This window comes from Shewanella litorisediminis (assembly GCF_016834455.1).
Classification (GTDB): Bacteria; Pseudomonadota; Gammaproteobacteria; order Enterobacterales; family Shewanellaceae; genus Shewanella; species Shewanella litorisediminis.
In genome coordinates this window covers 3,194,255-3,211,948 of sequence record NZ_CP069213.1, presented here as the reverse complement: position 1 = coordinate 3,211,948, position 17,694 = coordinate 3,194,255, and the positions used below count along the sequence as shown (strand labels likewise).

Annotated in this window: 15 protein-coding genes; 9 read left to right on the top strand and 6 right to left on the bottom strand. The window is 56.0% G+C overall.

What is annotated here, in order from left to right; all coding sequences use genetic code 11:
- Window positions 1-11 precede the first annotated feature (11 nt).
- The 5 genes from ubiH (at window position 12) to gcvP (ending at window position 7,226) form a co-directional block, all read left to right on the top strand.
- Window positions 12-1,241, top strand: coding sequence for a 2-octaprenyl-6-methoxyphenyl hydroxylase (gene ubiH / locus JQC75_RS14115; protein WP_203327230.1), 1,230 nt, complete (start codon window positions 12-14; stop codon window positions 1,239-1,241).
- A gap of 23 nt (window positions 1,242-1,264) precedes the next feature.
- Window positions 1,265-2,446, top strand: a complete 1,182-nt coding sequence (locus JQC75_RS14110) for an FAD-dependent oxidoreductase (protein WP_203324685.1) — start codon at window positions 1,265-1,267, stop codon at window positions 2,444-2,446.
- A 280-nt stretch (window positions 2,447-2,726) separates the two neighbouring features.
- Window positions 2,727-3,821: a glycine cleavage system aminomethyltransferase GcvT gene (gcvT, locus tag JQC75_RS14105; RefSeq protein ID WP_203324684.1), complete on the top strand. Its 1,095-nt coding sequence runs from the start codon at window positions 2,727-2,729 to the stop codon at window positions 3,819-3,821.
- A gap of 25 nt (window positions 3,822-3,846) precedes the next feature.
- Window positions 3,847-4,236, top strand: coding sequence for a glycine cleavage system protein GcvH (gene gcvH / locus JQC75_RS14100; RefSeq protein ID WP_011760828.1), 390 nt, complete (start codon window positions 3,847-3,849; stop codon window positions 4,234-4,236).
- 101 nt (window positions 4,237-4,337) lie between these two features.
- A complete protein-coding gene (gene gcvP, locus JQC75_RS14095) occupies window positions 4,338-7,226 on the top strand; it encodes an aminomethyl-transferring glycine dehydrogenase (protein WP_203324683.1) in 2,889 nt (962 codons plus the stop codon).
- A gap of 244 nt (window positions 7,227-7,470) precedes the next feature.
- Here the strand turns inward: gcvP and JQC75_RS14090 are convergent, their stop codons facing one another.
- On the bottom strand, window positions 7,471-8,289 hold the full coding sequence (locus tag JQC75_RS14090) for an AraC family transcriptional regulator (protein WP_203324682.1): 819 nt from the start codon (window positions 8,287-8,289) through the stop codon (window positions 7,471-7,473).
- Between the two features lie 623 nt (window positions 8,290-8,912).
- Here JQC75_RS14090 and JQC75_RS14085 point away from each other — a divergent pair.
- Together JQC75_RS14085 and JQC75_RS14080 are read left to right on the top strand one after the other, a co-directional pair.
- Window positions 8,913-9,344 (top strand): DUF4339 domain-containing protein, encoded by a 432-nt coding sequence (locus JQC75_RS14085; protein ID WP_203324681.1) that lies wholly within the window; start codon window positions 8,913-8,915, stop codon window positions 9,342-9,344.
- 45 nt (window positions 9,345-9,389) lie between these two features.
- Window positions 9,390-11,315 carry a DUF4339 domain-containing protein gene (locus JQC75_RS14080; protein WP_203324680.1) on the top strand — a complete coding sequence of 642 codons (1,926 nt, stop codon included), beginning with the start codon at window positions 9,390-9,392 and terminating at the stop codon, window positions 11,313-11,315.
- A gap of 81 nt (window positions 11,316-11,396) precedes the next feature.
- On the opposite strand, the gene JQC75_RS14075 is transcribed toward JQC75_RS14080, so the two are convergent.
- Window positions 11,397-12,563, bottom strand: coding sequence for a sterol desaturase family protein (locus JQC75_RS14075; RefSeq protein WP_203324679.1), 1,167 nt, complete (start codon window positions 12,561-12,563; stop codon window positions 11,397-11,399).
- A 187-nt stretch (window positions 12,564-12,750) separates the two neighbouring features.
- On the opposite strand from JQC75_RS14075, the gene JQC75_RS14070 reads away from it, so the two are divergent.
- A complete protein-coding gene (locus JQC75_RS14070; RefSeq protein WP_203324678.1) occupies window positions 12,751-13,638 on the top strand; it encodes a DUF2927 domain-containing protein in 888 nt (295 codons plus the stop codon).
- Between the two features lie 117 nt (window positions 13,639-13,755).
- Window positions 13,756-14,844 (top strand): hypothetical protein, encoded by a 1,089-nt coding sequence (locus tag JQC75_RS14065; RefSeq protein WP_203324677.1) that lies wholly within the window; start codon window positions 13,756-13,758, stop codon window positions 14,842-14,844.
- A gap of 176 nt (window positions 14,845-15,020) precedes the next feature.
- Here JQC75_RS14065 and JQC75_RS14060 read toward each other — a convergent pair whose 3' ends face one another.
- The 4 genes from JQC75_RS14060 to yqfB all read right to left on the bottom strand — a co-directional run bounded on the left by JQC75_RS14060 (window position 15,021) and on the right by yqfB (window position 17,583).
- Complete coding sequence (locus tag JQC75_RS14060) at window positions 15,021-15,584, bottom strand: peptidylprolyl isomerase (protein ID WP_203324676.1); 564 nt, start codon at window positions 15,582-15,584, stop codon at window positions 15,021-15,023.
- Between the two features lie 99 nt (window positions 15,585-15,683).
- Window positions 15,684-16,163: a CopD family protein gene (locus tag JQC75_RS14055; protein ID WP_203324675.1), complete on the bottom strand. Its 480-nt coding sequence runs from the start codon at window positions 16,161-16,163 to the stop codon at window positions 15,684-15,686.
- Between the two features lie 153 nt (window positions 16,164-16,316).
- Complete coding sequence (locus JQC75_RS14050) at window positions 16,317-17,117, bottom strand: PhzF family phenazine biosynthesis protein (protein ID WP_203324674.1); 801 nt, start codon at window positions 17,115-17,117, stop codon at window positions 16,317-16,319.
- A 136-nt stretch (window positions 17,118-17,253) separates the two neighbouring features.
- Window positions 17,254-17,583 (bottom strand): N(4)-acetylcytidine aminohydrolase, encoded by a 330-nt coding sequence (gene yqfB / locus JQC75_RS14045; RefSeq protein WP_203324673.1) that lies wholly within the window; start codon window positions 17,581-17,583, stop codon window positions 17,254-17,256.
- Between the last annotated feature and the right edge of the window lie 111 nt (window positions 17,584-17,694).

The window sequence follows — 17,694 nt, the reverse complement described above, 5'->3', positions numbered from 1 at the left end:
ACGCGTCACAAATGCTGGCGGTGGATATTGCCATCGTGGGTGGTGCCATGGCCGGTGCAACCCTGGCGCTGGCGCTCGAGCAGCTCTGCAAATCCTCAGGCGCCTCCCTTTCTGTCGCCCTGATTGAAGCCAGGGCGCCGGGCGATGAACATCCAGGCTTTGATGCCCGCGCCATCGCCGTCGCCGAAGGCTCCATTGAGGAGCTCAAGCGCCTCGGTGTGTGGCGACACCTGAGCCGGCTCGGCACCCCCATCACCGATATTCACGTCTCAGACCGTGGCCATTTCGGTATGACCGAACTCAATAGCAGTGCATTTGGTCTGCCTTACCTTGGGCAGGTGGTTGAGCTTGAGGCCGTGGGTAAGGCACTGTTTGATGCCATTGCCAAAACCAGCATCCAACTGCTGTGCCCCGATAGCCTGGTGGGTATGGAGGCCGGTCAGGATGCCCACACCCTGCTGCTCGAGTCGGGTAAAAGGCTCACGGCAAAGCTTGTCGTCGCCGCCGATGGTTTGGGCTCTGCCGTGCGCAGCCACTTTAATTTGCCGCTGGAGCAGGTGGACTTTGACCAGGACGCCGTGATTGCCAACGTGGTAACCCGGCAGCCCCACGACCACTGGGCCTGGGAGCGCTTTACCGACACCGGGCCTTTGGCGCTGTTGCCCATGGCGCCCATCAATGGAGAGTCACGGCTCTCGCTGGTGTGGGCCTTGCCCCCAGAGCAAGCCCAGACGCTGCAGGACTGTGATGAGCAACGCTTCGTGAACCAGTTGCAACAGGCCTTTGGCAACAGAGCCGGAGTGTTTGTTGGCGCCGGTAATCGCCAGCGTTACCCCCTTAAACTTTCCTGGATGCCCAGACCCATTCATCATCGCTGCGTGTTTGTGGGCAATGCCGCCCAAACCCTGCATCCCATCGCCGGTCAGGGCTTTAACCTGGGGCTAAGGGACATAGTGGACCTGACACGGGTATTAAGGCTTGCTCTGAGTGAAAACAGTCAGGCCGATGTGGGCGATATCCGCATACTGCATCGTTATCTGGCGCTTCGCGAGCACGACAGACGCGAGACCCTGCTGGCCATCGAATCCCTGGTTCGGGGCTTTTCCAATCAATATTGGCCGCTGGTGGCCGGTCGCAGTCTGGGGCTTCGGCTGCTGTCCTGGTGTCCGCCGCTCAAGGCGCCACTGGCAAGCCGGGCCATGGGCTGGCGCCGTGGTATCCGCCTTACTTCAACCCTGTAACTTTTTCGTCCGAGGACTGACAGATGATGACAACCCAAAGCTGTGATGTGGCCATTGTAGGTGGCGGCATGGTGGGATTGGCAACCGCCATCGGCCTTGCCGAGGCAGGGCTTAAGGTGACAGTTTTGGATGCCGGCAGTCAGAGTGCGGTGGAGGGTGAGCCGCGTCTTAGGGTCAGTGCAATCAATCGTGCCAGTGAAGATCTGCTAAAGTCTCTGGGCGCCTGGCCACTGATGGACTGTCAGCGCACCGCCCCCTACAGCCGAATGCAGGTTTGGGACAAAGACGGCATGGGCAAGATTGGCTTTGATGCCAATGAGCTCGGTGAGACAAGCCTTGGCACCATCATCGAAAACGACAACATTGCCGCCGCACTGGCCAAGCGCGCCGGTGAGTTCGATAACCTGGATTACCGCGAAGGTGTGCGCCTAAGCCGCCTCGCCTTTGGCGAAAAAGAAGCCTGGCTGACCCTGGAAGAGGGCGACATGCTCTCGGCTGCCGTTGTTATCGCCGCCGATGGCGCCAACAGTTGGGTGCGCAGCCAGTGCAATATTCCGCTGACCTTCTGGGACTATGGCCATACCGCCATCGTTGCCACCATAGAAACCGCCGAGCCCCACGAGAGCTGTGCCCGTCAGGTGTTCCTGCCTGACGGTCCGCTGGCGTTTTTGCCGCTGTATCAGGCAAATCTTTGCTCCATCGTCTGGTCGGTGACCGAGCCCAAGGCGCAGGCGCTGCTGGCCATGGATGATGAAAATTTTTCAAAATCCCTCACCGCCGCCTTCGATGCCCGTCTGGGCCTGTGCCAGGTAAAGAGCGAGCGTATCGGCTTTAACCTGCGGATGCGCTATGCCCGCCATTTTGCCCGCCACCGCCTGCTGCTGGCGGGGGATGCGGCCCACACCATACATCCGCTGGCGGGCCAAGGGGTAAACCTGGGTTTTCAGGACGCCGCCGCCATAATCCATACCCTCAGTGGCCTGAAAGCCGACGGTAAAGACATAGGCGATTACCGCCTGCTGCGGCCGCTGGAGCGCGAACGTAAGGCCGCCGCCCAGGAAATGATAGCCACCATGGAAGGCTTCAAACGCCTCTTTGAAGGCAACAACCCCATTAAGCAAGCGGTGCGGGATCTGGGGCTGAATCTGGTGGATAAGCTGCCTGGACTGAAAACAGTGTTCATCAAACAGGCCATGGGCAGATAAGCAAACAGTCTCTGTGAAATATTTGATAACAGCTGCCGACCAGGCAGGCGTTAAAGGCGATTTTTGCAGCAAATATCAAACAATTGGCGGCCAAAAATTGTAATGCGACTTCTGAAGATTAGTTTTTTCTGGTTTTTTCATAAGAAAAACTAATGCCTTGTTGTTCGGATTAGAAAATTCTCTTGTATACAAATTTGTGACGCAAGGTATAATTTCGCCGCATTTTAACCAGGTGCCGTTTCTATTTTTGGCACCAAAGCCCCGGATAGAAGGGATAATAATGGCTAATAAAACTGTACTCTTTAGCAAGCACCTGGAATCGAACGCCAAGATGGTGGACTTCCACGGCTGGGATATGCCCCTCAACTATGGCTCCCAAATCGAAGAGCACCATGCCGTGCGCCGTGACGCCGGTATGTTCGACGTATCTCACATGACTGTGGTGGACGTTGAAGGTGCCGATGCCCGCGCTTTCCTGCGCAAACTGCTGGCTAACGACATTGCCAAACTGACCGTTCCCGGCAAAGCCCTCTACGGCGGCATGCTGAACCACGACGGCGGCGTCATCGACGACCTCATCACCTACTATCTCAGCGATACCCAATACCGCGTGGTAGTTAACTCTGCGACCCGCGAAAAAGATCTGGCGTGGATTGGCGAACAGGCCAAAGGCTTCGACGTTACCATCACCGAGCGTCCTGAACTGGCCATGATTGCCGTGCAGGGTCCTAACGCCAAGGCCAAAGCCGCCACCGTATTTACCGCCGAGCAAAACGCCGCCATCGAAGGCATGAAGCCTTTCTTCGGCAAGCAGGCCGGCAGCCTCTTTATTGCTACCACAGGTTACACCGGCGAAGCCGGTTACGAGATTATCGTGCCTGAAGCCGAAGCCGAGGCCCTGTGGCAAGCCCTGCTGGATGCCGGTGTGCAGCCATGTGGTCTGGGTGCCCGTGATACCCTGCGTCTGGAAGCCGGTATGAACCTCTACGGTCAGGACATGGACGAAAGCGTCAACCCACTGGCCGCCAACATGGGCTGGACCATTGCATGGGAACCGGCGGATCGCGACTTTATCGGCCGTGAAGCATTGGAAGCCATCAAGGCCAAGGGCAGCGACAAATTAGTCGGTCTGGTGATGGAAGAGAAGGGCGTTCTGCGCCATGATATGCCAGTGTTTTTTACCGACGCCAATGGCGTTGAGCACCAGGGCGTGATCACCAGCGGTACATTCTCACCCACTTTGGGCTATTCTATCGCGATGGCTCGCGTACCCGGCGCCATCGGTGATACTGCCGAAGTGGAAATGCGCAAGAAGCGTGTGACGGTGCGTGTTATTGCACCCAGCTTCGTACGCAACGGAAAACAAGCATTTTAAAAGACCCGATTAAGGAACAAGAACAATGAGCAATATCCCGTCCGAACTCAAGTATGCTTCTTCCCACGAATGGATCCGCAAGGAAGACGACGGCACCTACACCGTAGGTATCACTGAGCACGCTCAGGAACTGCTGGGTGACATGGTATTCGTTGAGCTGCCTGAAGTGGGTGACACTGTGTCTGCCGGTGAAGACTGCGCCGTGGCCGAGTCTGTAAAAGCCGCCTCTGACATCTATGCCCCTATCTCCGGTGAAGTAATTGCCGTGAACGAATCTCTGGAAGATTCTCCTGAGCTGGTAAACAGCGATGCTTACGGTGACGGCTGGTTCTTCCGCATCAAGCCTTCTGATGAGTCTGAGCTGGACAGCCTGCTCGATGCCGAAGGTTATCAAGCAGTTATCGACGAGGAATAATCCTCGCCAGGAAAAACGAAGCCCCCCGGGGCTTCGTTTGTTTTATCCGACATAAAGCAGATCGGTCGCAATTGAGATCGGCGTAATTTGAAAGGTTTATCATGACCAAGCAAACCCTCACAGAGCTGGAACAGCACGAGCTGTTTCTGACCCGTCACATTGGCCCCGATGCCGACGAACAGCAAGCCATGCTGAACTACGTTGGTGCCGAGTCCCTGGAAGATCTGACCGCCCAAATCGTACCCGAGTCTATCCGTCTGGGTCGCGAGCTGAACGTGGGTGCCTCCAATGGCGAAGCCGCCGGTCTGGCCTACATCCGCCAGCTGGCCGATAAGAACCAGGTGTTCAAGAGCTACATTGGTATGGGCTACCACGGCACTGAAGTGCCTAACGTTATCCTGCGTAACGTGCTGGAAAACCCGGGTTGGTACACTGCCTACACCCCATATCAGCCAGAAATCGCCCAGGGCCGCCTCGAAGCCATCCTGAACTTCCAGCAGCTGTCCATCGACCTGACCGGTCTGGACCTGGCCTCTGCCTCTTTGCTGGACGAAGCCACTGCCGCTGCCGAAGCTATGGCGCTGGCCAAGCGTGTATCCAAGGCCAAGAAAGCCAACACTTTCTTCGTAGCCGATGACGTATTCCCACAAACCCTGGACGTGGTAAAAACCCGCGCCGAGTGTTTTGGCTTTGACATTGTGACCGGTCCTGCTGCTGATGCCGCTAACCATGATGACCTCTTTGGTGCCCTGTTCCAGTACACCAACCGTCAGGGTCAACTGACCGACTTCACCGAGCTGTTTGCCCAGCTGCGCGCCAAGAACGTGATTGTGACCGTGGGCGCCGACATCATGTCGCTGGTGCTCTTGAAGAGCCCCGGTGCCATGGGCGCCGACGTGGTATTCGGCTCAGCCCAGCGCTTTGGCGTGCCCATGGGCTTTGGTGGCCCACACGCCGCCTTCTTTGTGTCCAAAGATGAGCACAAGCGCTCTATGCCCGGCCGTATCATCGGTGTGTCCAAAGACACCCGTGGCAAGACTGCCCTGCGTATGGCCATGCAAACCCGCGAGCAGCACATCCGCCGCGAGAAAGCCAACTCCAACATCTGTACCGCACAGGTGCTGCTGGCCAACATGGCCTCTTTCTACGCCGTATTCCATGGCCCACAGGGGCTCAAGGTGATTGCCGAGCGCATCCATCGCCTGACCGACATCCTGGCCGCCGGTCTTGCCGCCAAGGGTGTGACTGTACTGAACAATCAATGGTTCGATACCTTAAGCTTCAAGGTTGATGTGGACGCCGTACGTGCCCGCGCCCTGGCTGCCGGTGTGAACCTGCGCTACGACGCCGATGGCGTTGTGGGTGTGAGCCTGGCCGAAACCACTACCCGTGGCGATGTTGCCGAACTGTTCGACATCATCCTGGGCGCCGGTCATGGTCTGGATGTGGCCGCTATCGATGCCGACATCCTTGCCAAGGGTTCAAACTCTATCCCTGCAGCGCTGGTGCGTGAAGAAGCCTACCTGACTCACCCAACCTTTAACCGCTACCACAGCGAAACCGAGATGATGCGCTACATCAAGCGCCTCGAAAGCAAAGATCTGGCGCTGAACTACTCGATGATTTCGCTGGGTTCCTGCACCATGAAGCTCAACGCCGCCGTTGAGATGATCCCGGTGAGCTGGCCAGAATTTGCCAACATGCACCCCTTCTGCCCATCCGAGCAGGCCCAGGGTTACACTCAGCTGATTGGCGAGCTGTCCGATTGGCTGGTGGATATCACAGGTTACGATGCCGTATGTATGCAGCCTAACTCAGGTGCTCAGGGCGAATACGCCGGTCTCCTGGCAATCCGCAAGTACCACGAGTCTCGCGGCGAAGGCCATCGCGACGTGTGTCTGATCCCTCAGTCTGCCCACGGTACCAACCCGGCTTCTGCCCAGCTCGCTGGCATGAAAGTCGTAGTAACTGCCTGTGACAAAGAAGGTAACGTCGATCTGGACGACCTGCGCGCCAAGGCCGCCGAAGTGGCCGAGAACCTGTCGTGCATCATGATCACTTATCCTTCTACCCACGGTGTATACGAAGAAACCGTGCGTGAAATCTGTGACATCATTCACCAGCACGGCGGCCAGGTGTACCTCGACGGTGCCAACATGAACGCTCAGGTAGGCCTCACCGCCCCTGGCTTTATCGGCGCCGACGTATCGCACCTGAACCTGCACAAAACCTTCGCCATCCCTCACGGCGGCGGTGGCCCCGGCATGGGCCCAATCGGCGTGAAGAAGCATCTGGCACCCTTTGTGGCCGGTCACGCTGTGGTTAAGCAGGGCATCGAAAGCGACAACAATGGCGCCGTGTCTGCCGCGCCATTCGGCAGCGCCGGCATCCTGCCAATCAGCTGGATGTACATCAAGCTGCTCGGCAGCAAGGGTCTGAAGCAATCTACCCAGACCGCTATGCTTAACGCCAACTACCTGACCAAGAAGCTGTCTGAGCACTACCCAGTGCTGTTCCGCGGCCGTAACGATCGTATCGCTCACGAGTGCATCATCGATATGCGTCCGCTGAAAGAAGCCTCTGGTGTGACCGAGATGGACGTGGCCAAGCGTCTGAACGACTACGGTTTCCACGCGCCAACCATGAGCTTCCCGGTTGCCGGCACCCTGATGATCGAGCCGACTGAGTCTGAATCCAAAGTCGAAATCGACCGTTTCATCGAGGCCATGGTTGCCATTCGCGGCGAAATCGCCCGTGTGGAAAGCGGCGAGTGGCCAGTGGACAACAACCCACTGTGCAACGCCCCGCACACCATGGACGACATCATGGACCCAGCGTTCGATGCCCGTCCATACAGCCGTGAGCTGGCGGTGTTCCCGACTGAGTTCGTGCGCGCCCACAAGTTCTGGCCAACGGTGAACCGTATCGATGACGTGTATGGCGATCGGAATTTGTTCTGTGCTTGTGTGCCGATGAGCGACTACGAGTAAATGGCTACTTAGCCTGGATAATACGGCGTCACCCCACTGTTTTCGTGGCTCTTTACATGAGTAAACTGCGCGGCGAAAACAGCAGGTTTCCTTGTCTTATCTGCGGCAGTAACGCCATTGTTGGCGCCTTGACGTCGGCAACGCAATTTTGGCCTTGTTGACCCCTGGCTAGACTGACAAATAAAAAACGAGTGCTTCGGCACTCGTTTTTTATTTTGGGATAACTGTTACGTCAAACTCGGGCTCAGCGCCTTTGCTGCGCCTTGCTTCTGAATTGTCCGGGGGTGATGCCAATCACGTGCTTGAATTCCCGGATAAAGTGGGCCTGATCGTAGAATCCGGCCTGATAGCCGATGTCGGTGAGCGGGGCGGCGGTGTCGTGTTTAAGCAGCTCGCGGGCGAAGCCGGTACGCTGCAGAATGCTGTAGTTTTTTGGGGACATGCCCACATTTTGCTGGAACAGGCGTTCGAGCTGGCGCTGGCTGATATCCATCTCGGTTAGCAGGTTGCGTATTTCACCCTGACCCTTTTGCGCGGCTATCCATTTGAGTGCGTACTGCATCCTGGGCTCGGTTGCCTGAGCTTGGGACTCGTGGGCGGTGAGATATTGCAGCAGCCGGGTTTCGAGCAGGGCAATGCGCTCTGGTGCCGTGGGCAGCAGCGCTAAGCGCTCGGCCAGTTCATCGCTTAACAGCGCCAGCGACAGATCCCCCGGTGTCAGGTGTTGTCCCAACAATTCTGACAGCGGTGACTTTAAAAATACCCGCCCTGCGCCGGGCCAGAAGCGAATACCCAGGGCATCAATCCTGCCGGAGAGTTCCAGTTTGGTGCTTTGTTTGGTGGGACCCGTGATCAGGCATTGTGCCCTGTGTTGCCAGCCATCCAGGTGCATGGGCGCGCCAAAATTAAACACGATACCTGTGCCGCCTTCGGGGTGCATAAACTCAGTCGACTGTGACTCGGCGCCTGCGGGGCGGAAGATTTGCCAGTAGCAACTTACATAGGGCTGCAGCAGGGCGCAGGGCTGGTAGCGCTGAAAACCAAGATGCGGCAGTGTCGACATAGCAAAGCGCTCCAAAAGCGGGGGTGAGCCAGTATATCAAAGCAAGATTGGGTGAAAACCCGCAAGCCTTTTTACATCTCGTGCTTCTTAATCAGATACCGTCAATCTTACATTCGCTGTTTCATTCATTATTCATAGTGCCTGAGGTCGCAGTAACGCCAGAGAAAGCAGGGCTTTCCTTCATCCCTGAAAGTGGGCACGAGAGGCTTAAGCCTCGATTTTAACTGAGGTCTGCCAATGAATACCTGCGTCAATCAAACCTCAGTGTTACTGGAGTGGGGTGTTGTTCAGAGGCCTGCATTCCTTCGTCAACATGATACCTGCTATGGCTTTCTTAAGACCTGGGGTCAATCCTTTGATTTGTTTAAGCCTCGAATAGAGGTATTCGCAAGGTTTTCAGTCTTTTGACTGGTTTGTAAGGGTTTTTCCGTACGAATGGCGATTAATTTTTATCCGGGATTTACGCCTTATCGGTGGTCTTGTAAAAAAACATCGGTTAATGTAGCCGGTTGTTGTAGTGGGTTTTCCCCTGAGAACAGATAGCCCGCTGCAATGGTTAGAACATCACGCCTGAACAATGAAAAAACCAAGTAGTACCAATACAAAAAGGTAAGAGGTGATCTATGAAGGAATGGTATTTGTCCCATCAGGGCGAGATCAGTGGCCCCTTTGGGTTGACTGAAGCCAATCTGTTTATCGCAGCCCATCCAGACAGCTATGCCTGGGAGCCATCGTTTGCCCAGTGGGTACCGGTAAGCCACATCGACGAGTTTGAGCTTAAGCTAACGCCCCCGCCGCCACCCAAAGCCGTGCCACAGGCCTTGATTGAGCGGGTATTCGCCAAAGAGCAAGGGCTAAAGCAGTCGCTCGAACCCATAGCCGCCAGCCTGACGTCACTGCAGCAAAGCCTGTCGGCACTCGGTGCCGATATCAAGGGCAGCAAAACGGTCACTCAGAGCCTGAATCAAGAGGTCAATCAGACCCTGCGCACCATCAATGAGCAGTATGAGGCGTTGCAGAAAAAGCTGGCCGGTTTTGCCGTAAGACAAGGCTAACCCCATTCCACACAGTCGCCGTGGCGATGAACAAGAATGATCACTATGAAGAAATGGATTCTTTCACATAATGGTGCCCAGAGCGCGCCATTGACCCATGCCGAGGCTATCGCGTTTTTACAGGATAAACCCGAGAGTTATGGCTGGCACCCTTCGTATACCCAGTGGCTCCCCGTGAGTCATATTCCTGAATTCAGTGGCCACATCCCCACGCCTGCTCCAGTGGCGACAACTGTGCCACCCACGCTCTCGGCAGCATTTGAACGCCGACGTCAGCAACTGACACAGCAGGTCGGAGCCCTTGAGGCCAGCGTGACGACCACCCAGGGGGTGCTCCGTGAGCTGGAGCAGGAAATTACCACCTACAAGCGCCTGACCCATAAGCTCAGCGACGAGGTCAAACGGGGGATTGCGGGCATTGAGGAAGATGCAGGCCAGTACCGCAAGCAACTGGACGACCTTGGCTACGCGCTGGCGATGGCCAAAGTCGAACTTACCGAAGTGAGCGACGGGTTTGACCTGTGTCTGCGTGAGCGCAAGGCAAAAGCCGATGCGGGTCAGGATGCGGTGTCAAACACAGTGAGTGCACCTCTGGTGACCTCGGGGATGGCAAGTTTAACGGTGGCGCCTCGAATCGAAGCCGCTGCCGTTTCTACTGCCACCTTAGCCCCTGCATCTGACTCCGTGCCTGAGCGTAAGCCTGTGCCTGAGCTTAAGCATCAGCCTGAGCCTGAGCTTAAGCATCAGCCTGAGCCTGAACCCGTGATTGGCGCCGAACCTGAACTGTCTGAAATCGACAGCGACCCGCTCGAAGTCGATAGCGAGCTGCTCGTTGATGCACCCAAGGCCAGTATTGAAATCGCCCCTCTTGAGTTTGAGTCCATCGCGCTGGAGCAGGCTGAATCAGTGCTCCCGGCGACTCCATCGCATGAGCCGTCAGCAGTAATCCGCCTCGAACTCATAGAGAATGCGTCAATGGCGTCAGGCGAGGTGGAAGCACAAGCCGAACACGAGCTGCTTTTGCCTGAAGATGATGAGGGGCTCAGTGCCGATCTGGCTCTGTCACTGGCCTGGGAGCAGGAGTTGTCCAATGCACTGGAGCCGCTGCCAGTGGTAAAGGAAACTGCAAATGAAGCTTCCCGTACAGAGCCTGATGAGGCTGTTGAGAGTGAGGACGCCGATGGGAGTACTGAGCCCCAGGCAGCCACGTCGTTGGCTTTTAAGCCTGAGACAGGTGCGTCCGGGATGACAGTGCCCCAGGCTGCCACTGCTGCCACCCCGGCAAAAGATCCCGCATTGGTTCCCAAGGATCCTGTTGCTGTAAAGCGGCCCAAAATGATTTCGGTAAACGACTTTATCGCTTCCCTCGATGCCGCCGAAGCGGCCAAGGGCACAGCCGATATCGGGTTTGCAGAGGTGCCAGCCGCCGGTGATGTGTCTGTCCCCACAGGGGCATTAAAAGGTGATTCTCGGTCGTTGGACCCGGTCGCTGTGAAGGCCAACCCCGATGATTTTTTCGCGTCCCTGATGCCCAGCACTTTGCCAGACCCGTTGCCCAGTCGCCCCCAGGGTAAAGACGGATTATTTGGCTTTTCCCCGGAGGATTTTACCCCTGCCGGGACGGCTCAGAAGGCGTCTGCTACTGAGCCCGGGGCTAAAGATAGCGCCACTGTGTCAGTAAAGTTGCCTGAGGATAAGGCGCCGGAGGCTGAGTCTTCCATAAAGGCAGAAAAAGCCGAGCCCAAAGTCAAGCTGCCGTCGGTGACGAGCATCTTCAAGTCCGTGTTCAAGGGCGATAAAAAGGATGCTCAGCAAGAGACCGAGGTCGATGAAGAAGGCTCTGCGGATGAGGTTTCGACTGCCGAGGCGTTTAGCGAGGATGCGCTGAGCGGTGAGCAATCCGGTCAGCCCAAGCCGCAAAAAGGCGATGTCGAAGGCCGCATGCGCCGCAGAAGCCGCAGGCGCGGTTGATTGATGTTTGCCTTCATCTGAATAAAACGCCCGGCTGATTTGCCGGGCGTTTTGTTTTTACGTTTCGCTAACGAGGTTGCTTCAGGCTTGGTCAGCGCTCGATGCTTTGCGCCTGGCCAACCAACAGGCAAAGGGATACCAGAGCTGTCCCATAAAGGAGCGGGGCAGGGGCTTGGTGGTGCCGTAGTGGGCGGGCCAATGCTTTGAAGGCACATGCAAGGTGCCAAAAAGCCAGTCGTAAATGGGTGTGTGGGCACCGTAGTTGGTATCTATGGCTGGCTTTTCCGAGCTGTGATGCCAGTGGTGGAACCAGGGCGTCACCAACAGATATTTGATGGGACCAAAATGCAGCCGGGTGTTGCAGTGGATAAGCACCGCCTGCAGCGCCGCAAAGGCCACATAGATGTCCAGCGCGGCTTTGTCAGGCCCCAGCAGATACAATGGCACCATCACCATGGCACGCTCGGAGAACATCTGAATAAAGTGGCCTCGGGAGCCTGCGAGCCAGTCTAAATCTTCCACCGAGTGATGCACCGCATGGATGGGCCACAAAAAGCCCACCTCGTGAAACAGCCTGTGTTCCCAATAGAGCACAAAATCGGCCGCGAGTATGATGGCCACCACCTGTACCCACAGCGGCAGCGCCTGAATCCAGGCCTGCACAGGGTCACTTACCGCCCAGTGAAAGTGGCTCACATGGTAGTTGGCGTACAACAAAATGGCAGAAATGGCCAAATGGTTAAACACAAAATACCAGAGATCCAGCCCCCAGCCGGGGCGCAAAATCACCTGATCTTTATACCGTGGCAGCAGTTTCTCCAGGGTCATAAAAATAAATACTGACCCCAAGAACGCCAGGATAAGCCAGTCGACACCGAGGGATAGCGCTTTTGGCGCCACAGGCCCAACCGGGATTTGCCAGCCGCCCAGTAAAAACGCGATGCCGGTCAGGGCGATCCCCGCCATGCCCAGGCGTCTGTATCCCCCAAGCACAAAGGTCAGCAGTCCAAAAAACAGTGAAAAATACATGCCGTATTTCAGCACTTGCTGAAGCTCTTCGGCGTTGTAAACCGCCCTGAGTTCGGTGGTGGTGAGGTAGGAAGGATAAAGATAGGCAAGCACGGCCAGAAGGGAGAGCGCCCCTAAAAATACGCTGGCGTAGCCACTGATTTTACCTTCTCCGAGTCGGAAGGCCTTGTGGGGGTGTGGGGGCACGTCCCTTTGCTGATAGTGATACTGCTCATCCATGGCTGAATATCCTTGTGTCGTGGTGGGGTGGCATAATTCGGGTGAGCCCGGTTGCTGGCTCCATTGGCCGCTTAATGCAATTGCGGCGATTATGTCACAGCCCGGATGACGGATATAGCGCTCTGGTGAAATGCGACGTGCTAAGCTTTCAGCATACGCCAAAAGTAATAGTGAAAAAGGATGTAATGTGAGTACTGGATGGTTCTACCGGCTGTTGCGCCCTGCCGCCTTGCGGCCGGGAACTGGAGTCGCTTTGCAGCCAAGAGCCGTGACGGTAACCGCAGTCCCATTAGCAGGGCTGCTGCTGACCGGGCTGCTGGTCATTGCCACTGCATCGGCAAAGCCGCTTGCCACCGATTTTGAACCCGGTGCTGGCAATCATCTCAACCCCGGGTATGTGGCACGCTCGTTTGCCGCTATCGTTCACGGCCGCGAGTATGAGGCTGGCAGTTTTCCCCTTTCCAAGTGGGTCGGTGAGATACGATTTGCCATCGAAGAGCAGGTTCAGGAGCCGGTGCAGCGCCAGTTGGTGCTTATGCATTTTAAGCAGCTTGGTGAACTCACAGGGCTCCGTATCCGTGAAGTGGGTGTTAAAGAGGCAAATCTTCATATTCTTTTTACCCGCCAGCGGGATTGGGAGGGGGAAGTGAAGCGGCGCCTGGGGGCTAAAGCCGCTGCCAATCTGCACGGAGCCGTGTGCCTTGCCCATTTTGAGGCGCCGGGCGGTGTTATCCGCCGGGCACAGGTGTTTATTCCTGTGGATCAGGCCAGGATGCATGGCAAGTTGGTATCCTGCGTGGTGGAAGAGCTGACCCAGGTGCTGGGGCTGCCAAACGATAGCGAGGCGATATTTCCTTCCGTATTCAACGATAAAGCCGCAGCAGACTTGCTTACCCCCATGGACTGGGTGCTGATCCGGTTACTGTATCAGGACGCCCTTAAACCGGGCATGAGCCGCACCCAAACTGCGCCCATCATCGCAGAGCAACTGGCAATATGGCTCGCCGATGGCACTTTGGCGAGCGCCGAAAGCGAGGTGCGACGGGGTGAGCTCTATCGATTGCTGGGGCGATGATAGGCCACTCATGCTGGTGTAAAAAATTGGTTTCCAGTATCTTGTGGGCACAATGGATTACACACAGTGCGGCGCTTATTAAATATGGAATTACCGGCACTTACCTCCCAGGTAAAAATGAAAATTTCGGGGCTGTTCAATCGCCCCTTCACCCGACCACTCACGCGCATCCTCATCAGCCTGAAACGATTCTGGCAAAGCCTTAATTTTGCCCAGCGCTGCTATGTGGCAGCCACAGTGTTGCTGCTGGTTGAGCTGGTGTTGATGCTGGAGTTGGGCCCATGGTTTCTCGCCCTGATGTCCCTGATGATGTTAACCGGCCTGGTGAGTGAGTTCTGGCCGCGCTTTTTACACGTGTGGCACAGCCTGCCGGGTAAGGCTCTCATCCTGCTGTTCTATGCGGTCGTGGCCAACTTTGCCCTGGGCAATGCGGCAGGCATGGTCAATGAGGTGACCGGGGTGGCGGCATCCAGTCTGCCATACAGTCATAACTTTGCGATTTTGCTCAGTTTGCCGGGGTGGTTCTTTATCACCTCGCTGCTGATGTTACTGCTGGCCCAGGTGGCCATGCCCTTTTACTTATTGCTGCTGTTACTGCTCAAGCCCTTTGGTATTCACGCGCTCTGGCACCCACCCCATTACCGCTTTGTGTTTACCACCGCCTTGGTGCGCTGGTTTTGGAGTATTGCGCTGCTTATCCAGCTGTTGATGCTGGGTGCCTTTACCGGCGTCGGTTCGGAATCCAGCGCCTTCACGTCGGGCTTATATGAAGGATTTTTCCATGCCGATGAAGATGTGCAAAAAAAGGTGATAGAAACCGGGATATTGCCCGCATCCGCCCCAGACTCAACGGGCAACGCCGAGCCGGCGTCTGTGGCTGGCGCTGTGATTGACGAGCCCGAGGAGCCCGCCGCCAATTTGGGTGTACATATCACCCGAGACGGAGATACGACCAATCTGGCTTCCATGCCGGTACGTGAAATGCGGGCCCGAGCCGAACGCTACCACAGTCTGCAGCAGTCGATGCTGGCGTATTTTATTTATGTATACGAATCAGATAGTCGCTCCCGTTGCCAACATTCGCAAGGCAGTAAGGTGGTGGAGCTGAACGACTACGAAATCCTGGAGATCCTGAAGGACGACAGCGTTCCTTTGGGGTACAGCTACAGTGTGAAACGCTGTATTTCGCCGGCCTTTGGTCAGTGATATCAACCCCTCAGACACCGGGTTCAAACCACTAAAAAAGCTGCCTCAGGGCAGCTTTTTTATCAGCTTCTGCAAATGCCTGTTTTGCCTCAGACCTCTTCGACGAGACTTTGCCTAACGCTGTCCAATGGGATGGTTTGGTGCCATGCCTTATATTCCGAGCGAACTTATCTGGGTTAATGCAGCCTCACCGCCTTGATAGTTACCTGCGTTTTGGGTTCGTGGAAGGCGACTTTTTTGTCTTCATCATAATATTTTTCAATGACTTCTACATTGGCGATGGCGTCGAGCACGGCCTCGCCGGAAACCAGCTGGCCAAATACGGTGTAACGGCCATCCAGATGTGGCCGGGCCCCATGGCAGATGTAAAACTCTGTGGAGCCAGAATTGGGGTCTTCGTCCCGGGCAAGCCCCAGGGTGCCTTTGAGGTGGGGATGATGATTGAACTCAGCTTCCACCATGGGCTCGCTGTTTTCATCCAGGCTGCCAGCCTGAATAACATGTCCCTTGACCACCCGGTAGAAAGACTTGCCTTCGTACCAGCCGCTTTGCGCCAGTCGTTTAAAGTTGGCGACGGTTTGGGGGGCTTCATCGGGGAAAAATGCAAAGGTCATCTCGCCCAAGGAGGTTTCTATGGTGACGAGATCTTCCGCCTTCGCGCCTGTGCCAACGAGGGCAAGGCAGAGTGTCATCAAGGGCAGGAACAGCCCGGATGATAAGCGTCGGGAAACGGGTGTCATTGCACAGTCCGGTGGCGTGGTGGTTCCAACCTAAACTACAGGGATTGGCTTAAAATTCAAGTTATTGCTGATTGCTTGCCACACCTCTGTCTTCAGGCGTCAGTAAAACCAGCCGGTACGCACTCCCACACCAACGATAACAAATGCCACAGATAGCAGGGTAACCACCATGACATGGGTTGCCATGGTGTAAAGCAGACGGGTTTTGCTGGTTGACATCGGAGTGCCAGACGACAGGGCGGCAAGCTGTGGCAGCACTCTGAATCTGGCATTCAGTGCAACCAGAAGCGTCAGCAGCAACAGCAGCATCTTGGCCTTGATGATGGCCGAAAACGGCTGAGCTTCGGCAAACCAGAGGGCCGGGTTGGGCAAATAGTGGCGCGCCAGCATCATTCCCGTGGTGACCTGCACCGCGAGTGCGGTCATGGCCAGCTTTTCAAACCGGGACTCAAAATCCAGTAAAGGCTGTGGGTCGTTGTTTTTTATGGCACCGGGCAGAATGCTTAGGGTTAATACCAGGTGGCCTCCGGTCCAGAGAGTGGCCCCCAGCACATGGAGCAGTAAAATCGTGGCGTACAAGGTCAAGATTCCCCAAAGGCGCCCCGTCAGTTTGATGGGCGATGGCGCCAAGATTAAGGGAGGGGAATCAAAGCGCCTTGATCCAGGTTAATTCACGGAAAAAAGTAGGCGAACGGGAGTTAGCGCCGGTTGGCCGTCGTATCAGAAGGCGCTTTAGCCCTTAACCTCTGCATCAGGCAGTAAAACGGTGCCTTTGAGATAGTCCACGGCCTGACCGGAGATCCTGACTCTGTCGTCACGGAGTTCACAGACCAGGCTGCCGGGGCGGGACGAAAGTTGCCGGGCCGTCAGTCGGGTTTTATTGAGCCTTTTGGCCCAATAGGGCGTCAGTTCACAATGGGCCGATCCCGTTACCGGGTCTTCGTCCACCTTGAGCTTTGGAAAAAAGCAGCGACTGACGAAGTCCACCTCATCACCGGGCGCTGTGACTACAACCCCTCTCAGGGGCAGGCTGTGCCAGGGGGCAAAGTCCGGTGTCAGGGCTTTTACGCTCCCTTCATCCTTGAGCACTACGACATAATCAAAGCCGGCGAGCACGGCCTCTGCGCCCGAACTGAGACCCGCAATCAGGGCGGCGGGTACCTCGATGGCCTGTGGCTCAGTGGCTGGAAAGTCGAGGGTATAGAGTCCGTTGCTGTGCGTTACTGTGAGAGTGCCGCTCAGGGTATGGAAGTCTATGTCATCCCCCTGGTGGCCAAGGTGATTAAAAAGTACATGTGCTGCGGCCAGGGTGGCGTGGCCACAGAGATCCACTTCCTCAGCGGGCGTAAACCAGCGCAGGTGATAGCCCCCGTCTTTGGGGACGAAAAAAGCGGTTTCCGACAGGTTGTTCTCATTGGCAATTCTGGCGAGCAGCTTATCGTCCAGCCAGTGGGGCAGGGGGCACACTGCGGCCGGGTTACCTTCAAACACCCGGCTTGCGAAAGCATCGACCTGATACAGGGTTATTTCCATGGGACTTCCTTGAAGCAATATCGGAAATGTATTCAGAAATTGTTATGCAAGGTATTGTTATTTCAGCTTGTTTGCCTTGAGTCAACCCAGGAGCCCTGCCCACGGGCTCTGGAGGGCTGAAAGTCAGCCTTACGCATTACCCAGCTGGGTCCCGGGCGAGAAGGCGGTACTCAATCACATAGAGGGAATCCAGCTCGGGGTAGATATCGCGGATGATACGTTTCAAATCCTCCAGTGACAGATGCTCCTGGCGGGCGTGCTCTTCGTTCAGGTCATCGAACTGAATGGGGGTGACAGAGCGTATCTCAATATCGCAAAACCAGCGGTCTGTCTCATAGGTATGGACGGCGACCCGGGTGCCGGGCACATAGTGGGACTCTGCCTCATCACGGATGGTGATGGTCTTGTCACCGGACAGAATGATGGGTTCGAACCGCTCGTAAAAGGTGATTTTAGTGGGATGCACTTTAGGCTCCAAGGCTAAAATAAAGGGGCTTTTTCTCAGGACCAAGCCATTTTAACGCTGTAACGCCCGACTGCGGTGCTTTTTGGGTGCACTTTCGAAAGGGGCTCAAAT

Excerpts from the sequence above, each read along its gene's own strand:
- ubiH (WP_203327230.1), top strand. The coding sequence starts at position 12 with ATGCTGGCGGTGGATATTGCCATCGTGGGTGGTGCCATGGCCGGTGCA.
- JQC75_RS14110 (WP_203324685.1), top strand. The coding sequence starts at position 1,265 with ATGATGACAACCCAAAGCTGTGATGTGGCCATTGTAGGTGGCGGCATG.
- gcvT (WP_203324684.1), top strand. The coding sequence starts at position 2,727 with ATGGCTAATAAAACTGTACTCTTTAGCAAGCACCTGGAATCGAACGCC.
- gcvH (WP_011760828.1), top strand. The coding sequence starts at position 3,847 with ATGAGCAATATCCCGTCCGAACTCAAGTATGCTTCTTCCCACGAATGG.
- gcvP (WP_203324683.1), top strand. The coding sequence starts at position 4,338 with ATGACCAAGCAAACCCTCACAGAGCTGGAACAGCACGAGCTGTTTCTG.
- JQC75_RS14090 (WP_203324682.1), bottom strand. The coding sequence starts at position 8,289 with ATGTCGACACTGCCGCATCTTGGTTTTCAGCGCTACCAGCCCTGCGCC.
- JQC75_RS14085 (WP_203324681.1), top strand. The coding sequence starts at position 8,913 with ATGAAGGAATGGTATTTGTCCCATCAGGGCGAGATCAGTGGCCCCTTT.
- JQC75_RS14080 (WP_203324680.1), top strand. The coding sequence starts at position 9,390 with ATGAAGAAATGGATTCTTTCACATAATGGTGCCCAGAGCGCGCCATTG.
- JQC75_RS14075 (WP_203324679.1), bottom strand. The coding sequence starts at position 12,563 with ATGGATGAGCAGTATCACTATCAGCAAAGGGACGTGCCCCCACACCCC.
- JQC75_RS14065 (WP_203324677.1), top strand. The coding sequence starts at position 13,756 with ATGAAAATTTCGGGGCTGTTCAATCGCCCCTTCACCCGACCACTCACG.
- JQC75_RS14060 (WP_203324676.1), bottom strand. The coding sequence starts at position 15,584 with ATGACACCCGTTTCCCGACGCTTATCATCCGGGCTGTTCCTGCCCTTG.
- JQC75_RS14050 (WP_203324674.1), bottom strand. The coding sequence starts at position 17,117 with ATGGAAATAACCCTGTATCAGGTCGATGCTTTCGCAAGCCGGGTGTTT.